The 18,108-nt window shown below is 50.4% G+C and carries 16 protein-coding genes and 1 tRNA gene; 12 read left to right on the forward strand and 5 right to left on the reverse strand.

Annotated features, from left to right (window positions below):
• Positions 1-386: 386 nt before the first annotated feature.
• Entirely contained in the window at positions 387-1,253 is an 867-nt protein-coding gene (gene rsmA, locus C5S61_RS24380) for a 16S rRNA (adenine(1518)-N(6)/adenine(1519)-N(6))-dimethyltransferase RsmA (RefSeq protein ID WP_110519827.1), read from the forward strand.
• Here the strand turns inward: rsmA and C5S61_RS24385 are convergent.
• Positions 1,243-1,842, reverse strand: a complete 600-nt coding sequence (locus tag C5S61_RS24385) for a helix-turn-helix transcriptional regulator (protein ID WP_110519829.1) — start codon at positions 1,840-1,842, stop codon at positions 1,243-1,245. The genes rsmA and C5S61_RS24385 overlap by 11 nt on opposite strands.
• Before the next feature lie 3 nt (positions 1,843-1,845).
• Positions 1,846-2,721 carry a S1C family serine protease gene (locus C5S61_RS24390; protein WP_110519831.1) on the reverse strand — a complete coding sequence of 292 codons (876 nt, stop codon included), beginning with the start codon at positions 2,719-2,721 and terminating at the stop codon, positions 1,846-1,848.
• 203 nt (positions 2,722-2,924) lie between these two features.
• Between C5S61_RS24390 and C5S61_RS24395 the strand changes: the two genes are divergently transcribed.
• Positions 2,925-3,659: an SIR2 family NAD-dependent protein deacylase gene (locus C5S61_RS24395; protein WP_110519833.1), complete on the forward strand. Its 735-nt coding sequence runs from the start codon at positions 2,925-2,927 to the stop codon at positions 3,657-3,659.
• Here the strand turns inward: C5S61_RS24395 and C5S61_RS24400 are convergent.
• From C5S61_RS24400 to C5S61_RS24410, 3 genes are read right to left on the reverse strand one after another with little or no spacing between them, the layout of a single operon-like run.
• The gene (locus C5S61_RS24400; protein ID WP_110519835.1) at positions 3,645-4,172 is read right to left on the reverse strand and encodes a hypothetical protein; all 528 of its coding nucleotides are present in this window, start codon (positions 4,170-4,172) and stop codon (positions 3,645-3,647) included. The two genes, C5S61_RS24395 and C5S61_RS24400, sit on opposite strands and share 15 nt — an antisense overlap.
• Entirely contained in the window at positions 4,173-4,805 is a 633-nt protein-coding gene (locus C5S61_RS24405; protein ID WP_110519837.1) for a hypothetical protein, read from the reverse strand.
• Positions 4,806-4,814: 9 nt separating this feature from the next.
• A complete protein-coding gene (locus C5S61_RS24410; RefSeq protein WP_110519839.1) occupies positions 4,815-5,195 on the reverse strand; it encodes a VOC family protein in 381 nt (126 codons plus the stop codon).
• Between the two features lie 121 nt (positions 5,196-5,316).
• Between C5S61_RS24410 and C5S61_RS24415 the strand changes: the two genes are divergently transcribed.
• From C5S61_RS24415 to mutS, 10 genes are all read left to right on the forward strand, one after another.
• Positions 5,317-6,147: a NotI family restriction endonuclease gene (locus C5S61_RS24415; RefSeq protein ID WP_110519841.1), complete on the forward strand. Its 831-nt coding sequence runs from the start codon at positions 5,317-5,319 to the stop codon at positions 6,145-6,147.
• A 36-nt stretch (positions 6,148-6,183) separates the two neighbouring features.
• The gene (locus tag C5S61_RS24420) at positions 6,184-7,053 is read left to right on the forward strand and encodes a DNA adenine methylase (protein ID WP_110519843.1); all 870 of its coding nucleotides are present in this window, start codon (positions 6,184-6,186) and stop codon (positions 7,051-7,053) included.
• Positions 7,054-7,421: 368 nt separating this feature from the next.
• Entirely contained in the window at positions 7,422-8,810 is a 1,389-nt protein-coding gene (locus tag C5S61_RS24425) for a hypothetical protein (protein WP_110519845.1), read from the forward strand.
• A gap of 132 nt (positions 8,811-8,942) precedes the next feature.
• On the forward strand, positions 8,943-10,142 hold the full coding sequence (locus tag C5S61_RS24430; protein WP_110519847.1) for a glycosyltransferase family 4 protein: 1,200 nt from the start codon (positions 8,943-8,945) through the stop codon (positions 10,140-10,142).
• A 4-nt stretch (positions 10,143-10,146) separates the two neighbouring features.
• Positions 10,147-11,586 (forward strand): tetratricopeptide repeat protein, encoded by a 1,440-nt coding sequence (locus C5S61_RS24435; RefSeq protein WP_110519849.1) that lies wholly within the window; start codon positions 10,147-10,149, stop codon positions 11,584-11,586.
• 33 nt (positions 11,587-11,619) lie between these two features.
• Positions 11,620-12,690 (forward strand): chorismate synthase, encoded by a 1,071-nt coding sequence (aroC, locus tag C5S61_RS24440; RefSeq protein ID WP_110519850.1) that lies wholly within the window; start codon positions 11,620-11,622, stop codon positions 12,688-12,690.
• Between the two features lie 6 nt (positions 12,691-12,696).
• A complete protein-coding gene (locus C5S61_RS24445; RefSeq protein WP_110519852.1) occupies positions 12,697-13,719 on the forward strand; it encodes a hypothetical protein in 1,023 nt (340 codons plus the stop codon).
• A gap of 34 nt (positions 13,720-13,753) precedes the next feature.
• Entirely contained in the window at positions 13,754-14,746 is a 993-nt protein-coding gene (locus tag C5S61_RS24450) for a prephenate dehydrogenase (RefSeq protein ID WP_110519854.1), read from the forward strand.
• Between the two features lie 78 nt (positions 14,747-14,824).
• Positions 14,825-14,899, forward strand: a tRNA-Trp gene (locus C5S61_RS24455).
• A gap of 155 nt (positions 14,900-15,054) precedes the next feature.
• Entirely contained in the window at positions 15,055-17,829 is a 2,775-nt protein-coding gene (mutS, locus tag C5S61_RS24460; RefSeq protein WP_164689763.1) for a DNA mismatch repair protein MutS, read from the forward strand.
• Positions 17,830-18,108: the final 279 nt, after the last annotated feature.

Genomic DNA, 18,108 nt, shown 5'->3' on the forward strand with positions numbered 1-18,108 from the left:
GGCTAGGGGTCAGGGGTCAGGGGTCAGGCTATGAGCTAGCGGAATATAATTTGTGTAATTCGTGGAATTCGTGGCTAAAAAATGATCTTCGTGTTCTTCGCGGTTCCATCCTTCGTGGCCCTTCGTGTCCTTCGTGGATCAACATGTTAACGCAGAGGCGCAAAGAACCGATGGCTATTGGCTATGGGCTGTTGGCTATGGGAACAATAATCTGGGCAATCTGTGGAATCTGTGGCTAAAAAAACCTATTTGTGTCATTCGTGCAATTCGTGGCTAAAAATCCCATGCACTTCACGGTTCCGGCCCCCAACCCCCAATAACCGATCCCCAAAAAATCGTCGCCTCACAAGAAACAGGTATACTACTAGTCTAATTAAGGAGCAATAATGAATCCATATACCGATCCGTCGCGGGTGCGCGGCGCGTTACATAGCATTGGGGTGCGCCCGAGCAAAAGCATGGGCCAGAATTTTTTGGTCGATCCAACGCCCTTGAAATTGGCGCTGGAGCATGCCGACGTGAATGCCAATGATGTGGTGATTGAGGTTGGCCCGGGCTTGGGTGTGCTTACCTGGGAGCTGCTAAATGCCGCAGGCCAAGTAATTAGCGTTGAGCTTGATACGCGCTTGGCTGGTCGTTTGCGCACTGAGTTTGCCGCCCGCCCGCTGACCATTGTCGAAAGCGATGTGCTGGAATTGGCTCCCAGTGCGATGTTGGCTGCTGCTGGCTTGCCCGCCGACACACCCTACAAACTTGTGGCCAATATTCCGTATGCGATTACCTCGCCGTTGTTGCGCCATTTTCTCGAAGGCGATAGCCCGCCAAGCTTGATGATGGTGCTGATGCAGTGGGAAGTTGCCGATCGGATTACCGCGAAGCCAGGCGATTTGAGCATTTTGGCGCATAGTGTGCAACTTTACGCAACTGCTGAAATTGTGGCTCGCGTGCCCGCCGCTTCATTCTTCCCATCGCCAGCTGTCGATTCGGCGCTGGTGTTGATGCGCCGTCGCCCAACCAACGCTGTGCCGACCAATCCCAAAGCCTTGTTCAAGGTGATTCGGGCAGGGTTTAGTCAAGCCCGCAAAAAGCTGATCAATTCGTTGGCTGGTGGTTTGGCTGGTCAAGGCTATAACAAAGAGCAAGTGTTGGCGGCAATTACCGCAGCCGGGATTGACTCAAATCTACGGGCCGAGGTGTTGACCTTGGATCAGTGGGCGACATTAACTGATAGCTTAGGCATGGCTACCAAATAATCAAGCCACGTTGTGCGCCAACGCGAATTGCTTCGGTGCGCGAAGCCACATCCAATTTGCTGAGCAAGGCTGAAACATGGAATTTAACTGTGTGCTCGCTAATGACCAATCGCTGGGCGATTTGGCGGTTGGTCAGGCCCTCAGCCAAGAGTTGTAGTACTTCATGCTCGCGCTCGCTGAGCACATTATCCAAGGGTTCTGGTTGGGGCGGGGTGTGGATTTGGGCCAAAATTGTGGGCGAGAGCACACACAACCCAAGCTGCAAGGCCTGCAAACTAGCCCAAATTTCCTGCGGATAGGCATCAGTTGTTACCACACCCCATGCCCGTTGCTGCGGCATGGGGTGTGGTAATTCTTGGCTAATCAGCAAAATCGCAGGCTGATCGGTGGTGTGGTGTAAAAGCAAGGGCAAGGCTTGATCATCAAGCAAAATCACGACATCGACGTTTCCCAAATGGTCGAGCAATGATTCGATGTTAGGCGCTGCCGCTACAATTTCTGCCTCGTACTCGGCCAACACGCTGCGCATACCCGCGCGGGTCAGCGTTGTGCCACCAATCAACATGAGTTTTAATGCTGATTCGCTCAAGGGCTATTTCGCTCCAATGGTGATGTCGAGGTTTTGCAATTGACCAGCGCGCAGCACATCAAGCGCTACGGTCTTGCCAGCCCGATCGCTTGCCAAGAGCATTTGCAAATCGCGTGGCTCGCCAAGCTCATGGCCATCTAAGCCAACCAAAATATCACCAACCAACAAACCTGCGTGATGCGCTGGGCTATCGGCTTCAACGCTGACTACCAGCAAGCCAGTAGCTTGATTGCGGCCTGCGCGTTGGTTTTCGGGCAAATTGACAGTTTGGCTGGCAATCCCGATAAAGCCACGCCGGACGCGCCCATGATTGAGCAAGGTATCGGCCACGCTGGTCAACACTGCCACGGGAATTGCAATTGGTTCGCCGCCAGCAAAGCCCGAGGTAAACAAGCCAACAATTTCGCCTTGAACATTGACCAAGCCGCCACCAGAGAAGCCTGGATATGGCGTGGCATCGGTGCGCAAATATTGGGCCAAGGTGCCACGGCGGGTTGGCACAGGGCCGCCAATTGCGTTAATAATGCCAAAGCTGGCTTGCACGCTGCTTGGGCGGCCAACTGCTAAGGCCAATTGACCAACCCGTGGCTCGGTTTTGGCCAAGGCAGCGGGGGTGAAATTGGCGTTTGGCACGCGCAACAAGGCCACATCGCTGCTTGGGTCGCGCCCAACCACATGGGCTTGATATTCAGTGCCATCTGGCCCAACTACCTTGATGTGCTCATCGCGTTGGATGACATGATCGGCGGTCAATACTAAATCGGCTTGCCAAACGATGCCACTGGCACTTTGGCGACGACGGGCGTAGATCGTCACAATCCCTGCGCCAGCGTGTTCAACGGCATCGGCCAGTTCACTCGAAAATTCCTGTAAACTCATACAGCCTCCTAAATTGAGTAACTGCTGAGCAGTATAGCTATGCGCAGCGGCCTTGAGATCAGCCAAGTAGCGAGGTTGCGACCTAGCCAAACGACTAGTTGCTTGGGCCAGAACGCGGTACAATAACTATGAAGCTGTCGTGATGATAGCTAGCCTTTCAAGCTGCACCCTGTTGGTGCCAACTTCATTGCGGAAGAAGAATTATGGTGTTATCGCTTGATCTACGACGCTACCGGAATATCGTCGTATTGACGGGGGCGGGAATTTCGGTTGCCTCAGGGGTGCGACCGTTTCGCGGCCCAAATGGGATTTGGAACGAATGGGATATTGAGCGCTGCGCCACGCGTACAGCCTTGCAACAATCTCCCCAGTTGGTTTGGCAAGCTTTTGGGCCATTACGCACCCAACTCCAAACCACCCAGCCCAACGCAGCCCATCGGGCATTAGCTCGTTTTGAACAATCGCTGAGCAAACATCAACGCTTTACGCTGATTACCCAAAATATCGATGGCCTGCATCAACTGGCTGGCACGCGCAATTTGGTCGAGTTTCATGGCAGTTTGCGCCAAAGCCGTTGTAGCGACGATGATTGTGAGCAGCCAAGCTTTGTCGATCAGCGCGCGCATACCGAAACGCTGCCAACCTGCCCAACCTGTGGCAAGCCGTTGCGCCCCGATATTGTGCTGTTTGAGGAAGCGATTCCGACTTGGGCCGAAGCCCACGCCAAACGCAGCCTGCGTGAATGCGATTTCTTTTTGGCGGTTGGCACATCGGGCACGGTGTTTCCAGCAGCAGCGTTTGCGCGTACAGCGCAAATGCTGGGCGCACGCACGATGTTGGTCAACTTAGAGCCGCATGCTGAAGCCGATTCGGCCTTTGAAGAACAGCATATTGGTCGTGCCGAGGAACTTTTGCCAACGTTGTTAGGAATTGCCTAGCTGAATCGTGACTGGCAATTGTTCAACCGCCGAGGTGCAGTAACCTTTGCTGCTACACAGCATAAAACTCAGCAAAATGTGCTGATTAGGCTGTTGGGCATCAAGCTCAACTGGCATACGCAAGGTTACTGGCCCCGCTGGATAAATCAACAACGGTTTGCTGGTTTGCAGGGTTGGGTCTGGCGCTGCAATCGCATCGGCGATAATCGGCCCAACTGAGCGCAATTGGCCTGCTTGGGGTAGCTCAAGCAAGGTTGGTCGCCCCATGCCATCAACCCCGTTGCGAGGCAAATCTTTGGAATACAAGTGTAAATGGGGTTCTTTGGGTTGGTAAGTCGCCGCCAAAATGATTTGGTTGGCACTATCACGCTCTAAGCGCAATTCAACCTGTGCGTGCTGGCTATCGACAGTTTCCAACACCTCGAGCACCTGATATGGCGCTTGGGGCGTGGCGATTTCTGGGCCACAACTTGCCAGTAAGAAGATCAATACCAACCAAATCATTTTGTGCATTTAGTTAATCTCCGCTTTGAGCATTTTTATGCCATTCCACACCTGCCAAACCACGGTATGCTCAGGGTATTGGCGGCGATTGGCTGCGCTGATTGGCTGGCCTAAGCGAGTCATTCTGCCTTGGCGATCAACCGGGCGACGACCAACCACTGGCGCTGCTTCTGAACGCGGTGCAGGAAAATAGCTCTGGCCAATTGGCACTGGCGTATGAAATTGCCAATTGCCCAACGCCCCATAATCAACGTTCAAAACATACAAACTATAATAATCGTTTTCGAGGCCTTCGCGCTGACATTTGGCGCAACCGCCGGTTGTCTCTGCATATTCGGCGGGCGAAAGATTGCCCTTGCGCGCCTGAGCACGGCAATTTTCACACAGCCAAATTCTCGTTTTAGGTGTCGGGCCTTCGAGAATCCCCAAACTAACCGAGGGCGATTGGCTGAGATACAGCGTTTGAATCGCCCGTTCTTTGAGCAAATAGAGCGACTGTGCCCGATCAAAGGCACCAAGCTCTTCACGACTTGGCGTGCGTTCGGCTTTGGGGTCAGTTTCGTAGAACGTGGCCCATTCATCAAGCAATTTCAACCAACGAGACAAACCGACAATCGGCGGTTCTTCAATGACAGTACTCAACGAGCCTCCTCAATCGAGCGGCGCAAACAAATCAATCAAATTTCCATCGGGATCAACGACAACTGCATAGCGCTGACCCCAAAATGCATCCCATGGCTCTTTGGAGCCTTCATAGCCTGCTGCCAAAATCTTAGCATAGAGTTCGTCAACTGCTGCAGGGCTAGCACATTTGAAGGCTAAACCCATGCGATTGCCGCGTGGCTCTTGCCAATGCTCATGCAAACTCTTGATCAAGGTTTGGCTATCCCAGGCCAAGCGCATACCATTAGGCAAGGTTGTTTCAACGTGATCTTCACCGCCAGAATCGCTTGGCAAGTCCAAATCGAACAAGCGATAAAAATTCAGGGCCTTGTCCATGTCGGCAACTACAATCCCAATCATATCAAACATTGGCTTCCTCCTGTAAAAACAAACACATGTGCTATTATACACTTATCGTGCTAATTACTTATAATTGAGTTGGAATAAAGTTGTTCATTATTCCTATATTTTGGTCGGAAGGACAATTTCTATGCCACAACATCCACTAGCTGAGGTTTTTGGCTATCCTATTGATAATTTAAGCTTCGAAGCTAATCAACATCGTCAACAAAAACTTTGTCCTTTTGGCAATATAGTGGCCACCTGTACCAAAGATAATGTGTTAAATCCACTAGGTGTTTGTAGTATTTTCGAAGGAGATAAACCTGTTATTACTTGCCCAATCCGTTTTCGCCAAAATATACTTTTTGCTCAACAAATAGCTGAATGCTTTTTTCCTCAAAATGCACGTTGGGCCTTACTTCCAGAAATACGACTTATTGATAAACATAAAAAACGGGTTGGTAATATCGACTATTGTCTTGTTCATTACGATGAATTTGGTACAATTATCGATTTTGTTACGATTGAAATTCAGTCAGTTTATATCTCTGGCAATATTTCTAAGCCATTTGAACACTATATGCAAGATTATCTGCATCGATCAACATTCATATGGAGCGGACAAACCTTTTATCCGCGTCCTGATTATTTATCTTCATCATTCAAGCGGCTTGTACCGCAAATTGTAGCCAAAGGTGCTATCATAAAGCAATGGCAAAAAAAGCAGGCCATTGTCCTGCAAAAAAGCCTTTTTGAAACTTTAGGTAAACTACCTGAAGTTGATCAACTGCAAGCTGATATGGTTTGGTTTATTTATGATTTAGTACTTAATGAACTCAATACTTATAGCTTAGAGCTTTATACAATTATCTATACTGACTATATAGCAGTAATCAATCAATTGACAATTTATGAAGCTGGCGATCTAGATGAATTTTTATTGCAATTACAACAAAAACTCGTAATACGTGGTAAATAACTCTAAATGCAATTGATTCTATCGATGGAGCAATAAATGCAACAATCTTTTCTCAACTTACCGAATATTGTAAATATTGCCTCTGTACCGCATCGTAGCCCATTTCGCTACCCTGGCGGTAAAACGTGGCTTGTCCCTAGAATTCGCGAATGGCTTATGAGTTTACCGCAGCGACCTAAAGAATTTATTGAACCATTTGCAGGTGGTGGTATTATTGCGCTTACAGTGGCTTTTGAGAATTTAGCCGATCATGTGACCATGATTGAGTTAGATAACCAAGTTGCTGCTGTTTGGAAGGTTATTCTAAGTGATGATGCTCTTTGGTTAGCAGATCAAATCGAATCATTTAACTTATCATATGAAGAAGTTTATCATTTTTTGAATCAACCAGCCAAAGAGCTTAAAACGCAAGCGCTTCAAACTATTATTAAAAATAGAGTTAATCGTGGTGGCATTCTTGCTAATGGAGCTGGAATGATTAAAAAAGGTGAAAATGGTAAAGGACTGAGTTCACGTTGGTATCCTCAAACGTTAAAAAAACGAATTATTGATATTTATGCTATTCGAAATAAAATAACATTTATTGAAGCTGATGGATTAAAAATATTAGAAAAGCAGTTAGATCGTAACGATATTGCAGTTTTTATTGATCCTCCATACACTATATCGTCTAAAAAAGCAGGCTCACGCCTCTATAATCATTCAACTATTGATCATGAGAAACTATTTAAAGTTGCTAGTAGTATGGCTTGTCAATTTTTGATGACTTATGATCTAGCTGAAGAGGTTTTAAGCTTAGCAAAGTTAAACAACCTTGATACAAAATGTATTGCGATGAAAAATACTCATCATGCCAAAATGAACGAATTACTAGTAAGTAAAGCTTTGAATTGGATTCAAAGTTAGGAGAAACACTCTTTTTTTGAAACACATGTGCTATTATACAGCTTAAATAGCATCCGTAGCCAACTATTACCCAAGGCAATGTATTGAGCTTTGGATTAATCGGCTCGAATAAGCATAGTACTTTGGCTGTATCACACTAGCCTAGTTGGCATTTTAAATTGATGCCAAAACAGCTATAGATATCATGGATTAAGCAAAAATAATGCCCAGATTATTGCCAATGGTCATAGCATTATGCTAGTACCACCAGATTAGATATTCGATTGAGAGAATAAAGTACTAGCTAATTAATTGTTTATTGCCTTTGATCAGCGCATAATCGTTACCAAGAGTTTGCCTCAGTAGGTTTCTTGGGAAGGATTATGCTTATGCGTCGGATAAAAATAGTACCGCTCATTATTATTTTTTTGCACTTTTATGCAGTTACTCCTGGAGTTGCTAAAAATCTCGATGCATTGCAGTTAAATAGTGCCAATGAGCAACTTGATAGCGATAGTGATAGTCTAACCAATCCTTGGGAAATTCAACATCAGCTCAACCCCTACAGCGCGCTTGGCCCCGATGGCGCAGCAGGCGACCCTGATAACGATGGCTTGAGCAATGCCGCTGAGCAAATTCACACCACCAATCCACGCAATCCTGATAGCGATGCTGATGGCATGAGCGATGGCTGGGAAGTGGGCTATGCGCTGAATCCAACCAGCGCGACTGGCGATGATGGCGCGACTGGCGATGCTGACCGCGATAATTTGACCAACCAAGAAGAATTATTCAGCTCAACCAATCCCCGCAATGTCGATACTGATGGCGATAGTTTGCGCGATGGCTGGGAAGTTGATCATCAATTGTCGCCAATTAATTCGACTGGCTATCATGGCAGCGCTGGCGACCCCGATACCGATCAGCTCAGCAATGGGCAAGAGCAAACTGCCGCGACCAACCCGCGCCATCACGATAGCGATAGCGATGGCTTGCCCGATGGTTTAGAAATCGAGCATGGCACAAATCCCTTGGATTGCGAGCTTGATGCTGATAGTGATGGCTTGGAGAATCAGTTGGAACTGGCGTTGGCAACCAATCCATTTCGCGCCGACAGCGATATCGATGGCTTGCCCGATGGCTGGGAAGTGGCGCAGCAACTCAATCCGCTCAGTATCGCAGGCTTGCATGGCGCAAACGGCGATGGCGATGCTGATGGCTTGGTTCAGCTCCACGAATATCAACACCAAACCAACCCGCATCAGGCAGATAGCGATGACGATGGTTTGGGCGATGGCTGGGAAGTGCGCTCCAACTTAAATCCACTGAGCGCAGTTGGCAACGATGGCGCACAAGCCGACCCCGATAGCGATTCGTTGAGCAATCTGGTTGAGCAAGGTTTGCGCACCAACCCACGCAGCGCCGATAGCGATAGCGACCAATTGCCAGATGCATGGGAACTGCACCAGCAACTTGATCCATTGCAAGCGAGTGCTGAATTTGGCACAGCTGGCGATCCTGATGCTGATGGTTTGAGCAATCTGGCTGAATATCGTAATAGCACCCGCCCACTGGTTGCCGATTGTGATGCTGATGGCATGCCCGATGGTTGGGAAGTGCGCTATTTGCTTGACCCGCTTGATGCGCTTGGCTTGAATGGCGCAGCTGGCGACCCCGATGTTGATGGCTTGAGCAACGTCGTTGAATTTCAACGCCAAACCCACCCGTTGCAGGCCAGCTACCTCGTGATGCTACCACTTGCCCAACATTCGTACTAACCAGACTGCTGATTTGGTCCAAATAATGGCGCTAGACCTAGTGAATTTGCTAGGTCTAGCGCCATTTAAACTTGGTATAATGGCCCAACATTGTTGTTTGAAACCTGACTCAATCATAGGAGTAGAGCATCCATGCGCGTCTTGATGTTGGCTTGGGAGTATCCACCGCATATTGTTGGCGGTATGGGCAAGCACATTGCCGAATTGGTTCCGGTGCTTGATGCGGCGGGAATCGAAGTGCATGTGTTAACGCCATGGCTGCGCGGCGGCCAACAACACGAGCGTTTTGGCATGCATAGCCATATTTGGCGGGTTCAGCCCCCAGCCATGCCCGATTATGGCTTTGTTTCGTTTACTCAAGAAACCAACCGCTATCTTGAGCGCTTTGCCTATGATTTGGGCAAAACTCATGGCCCATTCGATTTGATTCATGGCCACGATTGGCTAACGAGTTATTGTAGTGTGGCCTTGAAATATGCCTGGCATACGCCACTGATCACCACGATTCACGCGACTGAGCGCGGGCGCGGGCGTGGCTCGCTGGGCGGCGACCATGCTAAAACGATCAATGGCTTGGAATGGTGGTTGGCCCACGAAAGCTGGCGGGTAATTGTGTGTAGCGATTTTATGGCCGACCAACTGCATCAATTTTTTGGCACGCCCTTCGATAAACTCGATGTGATTGCTAATGGCGTGAATGTGCCAACAATCGAATGGCCGAGCCAAGAACGCCAGCAATTTCGCCAAAAATATGCCGCCGAAAACGAAAAAATTGTGTTTAGTATTGCGCGGATGGTCTACGAAAAAGGCATTCAAGTGTTAGTTGAGGCAATTCCCCATGTTTTGGCGCAACGTCGCGACGTAAAATTCGTAATTGCAGGTATGGGGCCGTTAGCTGAACAATTGCGTAACCGCAGCCATGAATTGGGCATTAATGATCATGTCTATTGGACTGGCTTCGTAACTGATCAAGACCGCAATTATCTCTACAACGTTGCTGATGTAGCGGCCTTTCCCAGCATTTACGAACCATTTGGGATTGTGGCCTTGGAAGCGATGGCTGCCCATTGCCCAGTAATTGTGTCGGATACGGGCGGTTTGCACGAGGTTGTGCAAAACCACGAAACTGGTTTGACGATCTATCCCGATAATCCAGAATCGTTGGCTTGGAGCATTTTGCACACCCTTGAACACCCCGAATGGACTCAGCAGCGGGTTGAAAATGCCTTTCAAACGGTTATCGATATTTATAATTGGCCATTAATTGCCAGCCAAACCCAAGCAGTCTATCAGCGAGTTTGCGACGAGCGTGCAGTTAGTATGTGGGGATGATTCTATGAGTACTGAAGCGTTTCAGGCTGGGGTTGCAGCCCTGAAAAGTGGCAATAAAGCCTTGGCCCGCCAACATTTGATGCAGGTTGTTGAACAAGATGAAAATAACGAACAGGCTTGGCTGTATCTGGCAGGAGCCTTAGAAGATCCGCAGGAAATGCGGATTAGTTTGGAAAATGCGCTGCACATTAATCCACAAAGTAGCCGCGCTCAACAAGGCCTCGAATGGCTGCGCAAGCAACATCCAGCTATGTTTGTTGAACCAACGCCAGCCATCCCTGAAGCAGCACCAGCCGCCGCGCCAATGCCACCAGCGTATACTGGCGCAACCTTGGCCTTGGCTGATATGCCGCTATCCTCAAATGCGATTCCTGATCAGCCAAGCGCTCCCGGGCCTGCACCTATGATGCAGCCAGCGATTGTCGCCCAACCAAACCCAGTTGCCATGCCAGCGCTCGGTGAAGTTCCCGATATTTTGCCATGTCCACGCTGTGGGGCGCAAACCCGCTATGCTGAGAAGCGCTGTCGTCAATGTAGCATGAACCTGACGATTAAGGCTGATCGCCAAGCTCCATCTAGAGCACCAGCCATAATTGCCGCAATATTAAGTATGTTACCAGCTCTCTTATGGACATTGCTTGCCATCCTTATTTTTGTTGATGTATTTCAAAACTATACTGATTTCCAAAAGCAAATAAAAGTTATAGCCCCTCCAGGCCTAAGCCTACCAGAAGCACAGAAAAAGCTTCAAGATGAAAAAGTTGCTAGCATGGAGGAAATTTTTTCGGCATCGATAACTCCCGTGCTTAATATGGCAGTCGTTTTCTTATTAATGGGGGTCTTTGGGATCGTAATGGCAATCGCCTTGATGCGCCGTAAAAAATATGGTTTCTGGGGAACTCTTATTTATAATAGTATTTTTGCGTTTTCTTGGCTTTCATTATTATTTGCAGTATTTCTATTAGAAAACGAAATTACACCATTAATGCAGCTTCTCAGTCAATCATTTATAATTGACCCTTCAATGAATGTTTCAGGCGATGCTGCTCCATTTTTTGCCATGCTCAAGCTAATTATCTTTGTTTGTACTAGCTACTATCTGATTATTTTGGTATTGCTGATCTTTGCTTGGAAATCTGTCTCACAGCAGGTTGTGCGCTTTGTGCCGCAATTCGAAGAATTGGCTGATAGCAATGGCCACTTCAATCGTGGGGTTGTCTATCAAAAGCGTGGGATGTGGTATCTTTCTATGCTAGAGTGGGAACGAGCAGTCAAGCTCAACCCACGTGATTCGACCTATCGCCATGCCCTTGGCTTGATTTATGAGCAGATGAAGCGGCCTGCTGATGCGTTACAGCAATTTGAGCAAGCCCTCACCGAAGATCCCAATAATCTCCGCATTAGCCAAGATCGGGATCGCTTGGTGCAAACATTGCGAGCCTAGCGTGATCCATGGCTTGTTATAAGCGAGGCCCGCATGCCCGGAAATAGTTTTGGCCGTTTATTCCGCATTTCAACTTGGGGCGAATCCCACGGCGCTGGTTTAGGCGTGGTCATCGATGGCTGCCCTGCTGGCCTAGAGCTTGATCTGGCTGCCATTCAGGCCCAATTGGATCGCCGTCGGGTTGGCCAAAGCCGCATGACTTCTGCCCGCCGCGAGCCTGATGAAGTCGAGATTTTATCGGGCGTTTTCGAGGGCCGCACAACCGGCACGGCCTTGGCAATGCTGATTCGTAATACCAACGCCCGCTCCAGCGATTACGATGCGATTAAGCATTTGTATCGGCCTGGCCACGCCGACCATAGCTACGATGCCAAATATGGCTTTCGCGATTATCGCGGTGGTGGCCGTTCCAGCGCCCGCGAAACTGCCGCTCGGGTTGCTGCTGGCGCAGTGGCGCGCCAAATTTTGGCCACAATGGGCATTAGCTTGGTAGCCTATACGCTGAGTTTAGGTCATCTCAAAGCCCAGATTATCGATGAAAATGAAATTGAAAATAATATTATGCGCTGCCCAGATCCAGCCATTGCCGAGCAAATGATCGCCTATGTCGACCAAGCGCGCCGCGATTTGGATTCGTTGGGCGGTGTGGTTGAAGTCAAGGCGCGCGGCGTTCCCGCTGGGCTGGGCGAGCCAGTGTTCGATAAGCTCGATGCGCTGATTGGGCATGCGATGTTTAGCATTCCTGCGATCAAAGCTGTGGAAATTGGCTCGGGCATCGAGGCAGGCAACGCCCGTGGCTCGCAAAATAACGATCCATTTATCCAGCGCGCCGATGGCAGTATTGGCACCAGCAGCAACCATGCTGGCGGCATATTGGGCGGTATCAGCAGCAGCGAGGAGATTGTGGTGCGCTTGACGGCTAAGCCACCAGCCTCAATCGCCCAAGAACAAACCACGGTTGATCAAGCTGGCGCGCCAGCGACGATTGTCGTCAAGGGCCGCCATGATCCAACCGTCTTGCCGCGTTTGGTGCCAGTTGCCGAGGCAATGTTGGCGTTGGTGCTGGTCGATTGTATGTTGCAGCAACGCGCCGCTCGATTGTAGGCCCGAATGACAGATCTGCCGCCAGCATCCAACCAAGCCACCGATTCTGATGCAGCCGAGCCACGCCGTAGTAGCTCGGCTCCGCCCCAATTGCGCTCAGCGATTAGTCGCGCACTCTCACGCCGTAAAGCCGAATTGCAAAGCCAAACCAGCGCCGAACAGGTGCCAGTTGATCCTGCCATCGAGCCAAGCGTCGTTGCTGAGCCAGCAGCGCCAAATCCCATGCGCCAAGAGCGCTATCGGGTGGCTGCTAGCCGCGCCATCAGTCGCCAACGTCCAAGTAGCGAACCGCAGCAGGCCAACAATGGCGCAACCAGCCGTGGCCGTGATCGCACACGCACCCGCTTGCGCCCACCAACCTTGCCCAACCAACCCTTGCCCAAGCTGCCTGTCGAGCCACCAGTCCGGCGCGAATTGCCGCCAGCAGTCGTTGCAGCCTTGCAACCAGAGAGCCTGCCAGCACCTGAGATTCAACGGCCACCATTGTGGGTTGCCTTTGTGGCAGGTTTGGGCTGGACGGCAATGCTGGTCTGGATCTTTTTTGGCGGGCTTTCGCCCCAATCTGGCTTGTGGGTTCGCAGCTTGTTTGGCATCGCAAGTTTGGGCTTGGGCTTAACCACCTGGTTGCCAGTACAATGGGCTTTGCGTTTGCCAGCCTTAACCTGGCGCGGCACGGTTGGCTGGGCCGTAATTTTCTGGGTATTGGCCTTTGTGCCTGCCCCAACCACCACAATTGCTGCTGGTCTGCCCGATTTGCCAATCTACTTGCTGTTTCTGAGTGGCGTATTTTTGGCCAGCAACGCTTTGGTTTTGCCGCTGGTCTATGTTTGGGGCATTCGGCGCTACCACAATCGGGCGCAACGTTTCGATGTGCGCCGTTCGCATCGCCAAGCGGCAGAAGCTGGGATTTTTTGCAGTTTGTGTGTGCTGTTGGCCGCAATGAACATTTTTGAGCCAGTCACAGTGTTATTGTTAATCGCCATTTTGGTGCTAAGCGAGATGGTGATTTTATCGTTACAGGCCAAATAGCAGGCTTGATCGCTACACATGGGGGTTTTGTTCTATGCCACATACCGTTGCAATTCTTGGAACTGGGCTAATTGGCGCGTCGCTGGGCTTGGCGTTGGGCACTGCTGATCCTGACACCGCTCCACTAGGGCGTTGTCGGGTTATTGGCTACGATGGTAGTAGCCAACAATTGCGAATTGCGCGCGGGCGTTTGGCGATCGATGACGAGGCCAAAACTGCTGCCGAAGCAGTCAAAGAAGCCGATATTGTGGTCTTGGCAACTCCGGTGCAAACCTTGCCAGCCTTAATGCGTGAAATTGCTCCACACTTGCGCTATAAGGCCTTGGTAACCGATGTTTGTAGCACCAAAACCAACGTTTTGCAATGGGCCAAAGAGTTGCTGCCCACCACCGTGAGCTTTGTTGGTGGACACCCCATGGCTGGCCGCGAAAAAGTTGGGGCCGAGGCTGCTGAATTAGATTTGTTCAAAGGCGCGGTTTATTGCTTGTGCCCACCAGTCAACGCCACGGCTGAAGCTACCGATTTGGCGACGGCCTTCGTCGAAACAATCGGCGCTAAGCCCTACTATATCGATCCCGAAGAGCACGATATTTATGTGGCTGGCATCAGCCATCTGCCGTTTTTGCTGGCAGCAGCCCAAACCGAAGTTGTAACCCGCTCGCCTTCGTGGCGCGAAATGCAGATGATCGCTGCCAGTGGCTTTCGCGATCTGACCCGCTTGGCATCAGGCGATCCAGTAATGCATCGCGATATTTGTAGCACCAATCGCAGCGCGATCAAACATTGGGTCAACGAATCAATTCGGGTCTTGGTCGAGATGCGCACCGCGCTAGAAGACGACAAGATGGATGATTTGCAAAGCATGTTTGAACATGCCAAAACCATGCGCGACCAATGGCTGACCCTGCCGCAAAACCAACGCCCAGGCGAAGGCGAGCAATTAGCCGATGCTGAAATTGGCACCAGCATTAGCCAACGCTTGTTTGGCAACCCCGCTGCTTTGTTGCGCGGCGGCAAGAAAAAATAGGCCCAAGAATTAAAAACTTGCTCAATTTACCAAACTATGCTATACTCCGCCTCGTCTGATAAAACAGACAACCAGCGAAGGGGTGTAGGCTCAATGGTAAACCGCTGGTCTCCAAAACCGGATTTCAGGGTTCGAATCCCTGCGCCCCTGCCAAACGCTCCATTACGGAGCGTTTTTTGTTGCCAGATAGCTAGCCCCAAATCACCTAAATGGCCTATAGCACAGATGTTCAAATTCTGGTTGACATGCTATAATTTGCTGGTTGAACCGAGTTTTTGCAGCATGCTTGAGGGTCTACCGTGTCAAAAATGACGATGTGGCAGCAATATCTGTCGATTAAGCAAAAATACGCCGATGTGATTCTGTTTTTCCGGCTGGGCGATTTTTATGAAACCTTTGGTGATGATGCTAAATTAATTGCCGAAGTGCTTGATATTACCCTAACCGTGCGTGGCCTGAGCAGCGACGAAAATACGCCGATGGCTGGCGTGCCCTATCACGCTGCCGATAATTATATTGAGCAATTGGTCAGCCGCGGCTATCGCGTCGCCATCTGCGAACAAATGGATGAGATGGTGCATAAAACCTTGCAAAAACGCGAGGTCGTGCGCATCGTTACTCCAGGCACGCTGACCGAGCCAACCATGCTCCAAGCTGAACGCAATAGCTACCTCGCTGCAATCTTGGTCGATCGTGGTAGCGTTGGTTTGGCCTATGCCGACCTGACGACTGGCGAGTTTTGCGCCACTGAATTGCGCGGCAACGAGGCCTTGAAACAACTCGAAGGCGAATTGGCCCGCTTGGGCGCTGCCGAATTGTTGGTTTCCGATGCGCCCGAATTGCGGCCCGCTGGCTTGGAGATTGCCAAAAAGCAGCTAACCCAAGATCTCGCGCCAATGCGCAAGGCCGAACGCGAGCGCCTGTTGCCCCACGAACGCACCGCCAAAAAAGTTGAAGGCAATAACGAAAGCACCTGGGTTCAAGGCAACGTCACGCAATGGCCAAATTGGCATTGGGAAGCTCGCACTGCCCGCGATGCCTTGCTCAATCAATTTAAAAGCCAATCGCTCGATGGCTTTGGAATTGGCAATAAAGCCCTCGCAACGCGGGCTGCTGGCGCATTAATTCAATATCTGCACGAAACGCAGCGCGATAGTGTGGCCCAAATTCGCAGCTTGCGGGTGTATGATACGACGCGCTTTATGTTCCTCGACCCACAAACGCGGCGCAATTTGGAGCTAACCGAAGGCGCGGCGGGCCAACGCAAAGGCTCGTTGATCGCGGTGCTCGATCAAACGCGCACGCCGATGGGTGCACGCTTGCTACGCCAATGGATTTCGCAGCCGCTGATTGAATTAGGCCCATTGACCGAGCGCCAACAAGCGGTCAGTAGTTTTGTTGAAGAAACCTTGGTGCGTGCCGAGGTGCGGGCCTTGTTCAAGGGCGTTGGCGATATTGAGCGCACGATCAATCGGGTGGTGCAGGGCATTGCCACGCCGCGCGATTTGGTGCGATTGCGCGAAGCATTGCGCCTAACGCCCGATATTTTGAGCCAAATCGAACGCACGGGCTTGCGCTCAACCAGCCCAACCGAAATTGCCCCCAGCGATGATGATTTGTTTGATGACGAACCAGCCAGCAACCAAATTGATGCTTGCGCCGATATTTGTGAATTGCTCGAACAGGCGATTGCCAACGATCCGCCTGCTCTGCTTGGCACATGGGATAACGCTCGCAGCGACGAGAATGTGATTCGCAAAGGCTACGCTGCCGAAATTGATGCAATTGTTGATGCCACCCGCGATGCAGCCCGCTGGATCAATGAGCTTGAGGCCAAGGAACAGCAACGCACTGGGATCAAAACGCTCAAAGTGAGCTACAACAAAGTCTTTGGCTACTACATCGAAGTCACGAAGGCCAGCGGCGAAACGCGGATTCCCGATGATTACATTCGCAAGCAAACTTTGGTTAACGCAGAACGCTATATCACGCCCGAACTCAAAGAATACGAATCGCTAATTTTGAATGCCTCGGAAGCCTTGAACGAAAAAGAGCGCCAAGCTTTTCGCCAAATCTTGCGCCAATTGGCGAATGCAGGCCATCGTTTGCTTGATTTGGCGCGGGCGATTGCTGAGTTTGATGTCTATAGCACCTTGGCTGAGGTTGCGGTTCGTCAGCGCTTTGTGCGGCCAACCCTGCGGCTCGATGATGTATTTGTGATTCAGAATGGCCGCCATCCGGTTGTTGAGCACAATTTGAATGAGCCATTTACGCCAAACGATGCCCATTTCGATCCTGAGCATCAAATTGTGGTGTTGACTGGCCCTAATATGTCGGGCAAAAGCACGTTCTTGCGTCAAGTGGCCTTGATTGGCTTGATGGCCCAAATTGGCTCGTTTGTGCCCGCTGATTATGCCGAAATTGGCCTGCTCGATCGGATTTTCACGCGAATTGGGGCGCAAGACGATATTGCGACTGGTCAATCGACGTTTATGGTTGAGATGATTGAAACTGCCAATATTTTGCACAATGGTTCGCCGCGCTCGTTGATTATTCTCGATGAAATTGGCCGGGGTACCAGCACCTACGACGGGCTTTCGATTGCGCGTGCAGTGGTTGAGTATATTCATAATCAGCCCCGACTGCGGGCCAAAACCTTGTTTGCAACCCACTATCACGAACTGACCGAGCTAGCCAACATCTTGCCACGGGTGCATAATTGGACACTCGCGGTGGCCGAAGAAGGCGATCATGTGGTGTTTTTGCGCAAAGTGATCGAGGGCGCTGCTGATCGTTCGTATGGGATTCATGTGGCGCAAATGGCGGGCTTGCCACCAGCAGTGATCAAACGGGCAAGCGAAGTGCTGAGCGAGCTTGAAGGCAAAGGCGAGCGTGAGCAACGGCGCGAAGCGATGCGGCGGGTCAATGCAGCAGGCAGTTCGACTGCACCGCAAATGTCGCTGTTTAGCAGTAACGAGCCAAATCCAGCGCTCGAGCTGTTGCGCGAAATGGACGTGACCCAACTTACACCAATCGAAGCGCTTACCAAACTCTACGAACTGCAACGCTTGGCCAAGGATTGAGCCGCGAGGGACGAAGGGTCAGGGATCAGCGGCTCGGGATCGATATTTTAAACATCCCGCCGCTGGTTCCTGATCCCCTTTTTGATCCACGAAGGTCACGAAGAGCACGAAGGTGAGGAACCGCGAAGAGCGCGAAGAGCGCGAAGGACGTTTTTCGCCACAGATTAGCTCAGATTATTAATTTACTAGCCCCATAGCCAATAGCCAATAGCCAATAGCCAATAGCCAATAGCCATCTCTGACCCCTGACCCCTAGCCCTCTCTCTTATACACATCTGA

Origin of the sequence: Herpetosiphon llansteffanensis (assembly GCF_003205875.1) — a bacterium.
In the GTDB taxonomy this organism is placed as follows: domain Bacteria; phylum Chloroflexota; class Chloroflexia; order Chloroflexales; family Herpetosiphonaceae; genus Herpetosiphon; species Herpetosiphon llansteffanensis.

What these genes read in the sequence shown, in the direction of transcription:
- C5S61_RS24390 (WP_110519831.1), bottom strand. Translation starts at nt 2,721, where the DNA reads ATGAGTTTACAGGAATTTTCGAGTGAACTGGCCGATGCCGTTGAACAC.
- C5S61_RS24410 (WP_110519839.1), bottom strand. Translation starts at nt 5,195, where the DNA reads ATGTTTGATATGATTGGGATTGTAGTTGCCGACATGGACAAGGCCCTG.
- C5S61_RS24400 (WP_110519835.1), bottom strand. Translation starts at nt 4,172, where the DNA reads ATGCACAAAATGATTTGGTTGGTATTGATCTTCTTACTGGCAAGTTGT.
- aroC (WP_110519850.1), top strand. Translation starts at nt 11,620, where the DNA reads ATGCCCGGAAATAGTTTTGGCCGTTTATTCCGCATTTCAACTTGGGGC.
- C5S61_RS24445 (WP_110519852.1), top strand. Translation starts at nt 12,697, where the DNA reads ATGACAGATCTGCCGCCAGCATCCAACCAAGCCACCGATTCTGATGCA.
- C5S61_RS24435 (WP_110519849.1), top strand. Translation starts at nt 10,147, where the DNA reads ATGAGTACTGAAGCGTTTCAGGCTGGGGTTGCAGCCCTGAAAAGTGGC.
- C5S61_RS24450 (WP_110519854.1), top strand. Translation starts at nt 13,754, where the DNA reads ATGCCACATACCGTTGCAATTCTTGGAACTGGGCTAATTGGCGCGTCG.
- C5S61_RS24420 (WP_110519843.1), top strand. Translation starts at nt 6,184, where the DNA reads ATGCAACAATCTTTTCTCAACTTACCGAATATTGTAAATATTGCCTCT.
- C5S61_RS24395 (WP_110519833.1), top strand. Translation starts at nt 2,925, where the DNA reads ATGGTGTTATCGCTTGATCTACGACGCTACCGGAATATCGTCGTATTG.
- C5S61_RS24425 (WP_110519845.1), top strand. Translation starts at nt 7,422, where the DNA reads ATGCGTCGGATAAAAATAGTACCGCTCATTATTATTTTTTTGCACTTT.
- C5S61_RS24415 (WP_110519841.1), top strand. Translation starts at nt 5,317, where the DNA reads ATGCCACAACATCCACTAGCTGAGGTTTTTGGCTATCCTATTGATAAT.
- C5S61_RS24430 (WP_110519847.1), top strand. Translation starts at nt 8,943, where the DNA reads ATGCGCGTCTTGATGTTGGCTTGGGAGTATCCACCGCATATTGTTGGC.
- mutS (WP_164689763.1), top strand. Translation starts at nt 15,055, where the DNA reads ATGACGATGTGGCAGCAATATCTGTCGATTAAGCAAAAATACGCCGAT.
- rsmA (WP_110519827.1), top strand. Translation starts at nt 387, where the DNA reads ATGAATCCATATACCGATCCGTCGCGGGTGCGCGGCGCGTTACATAGC.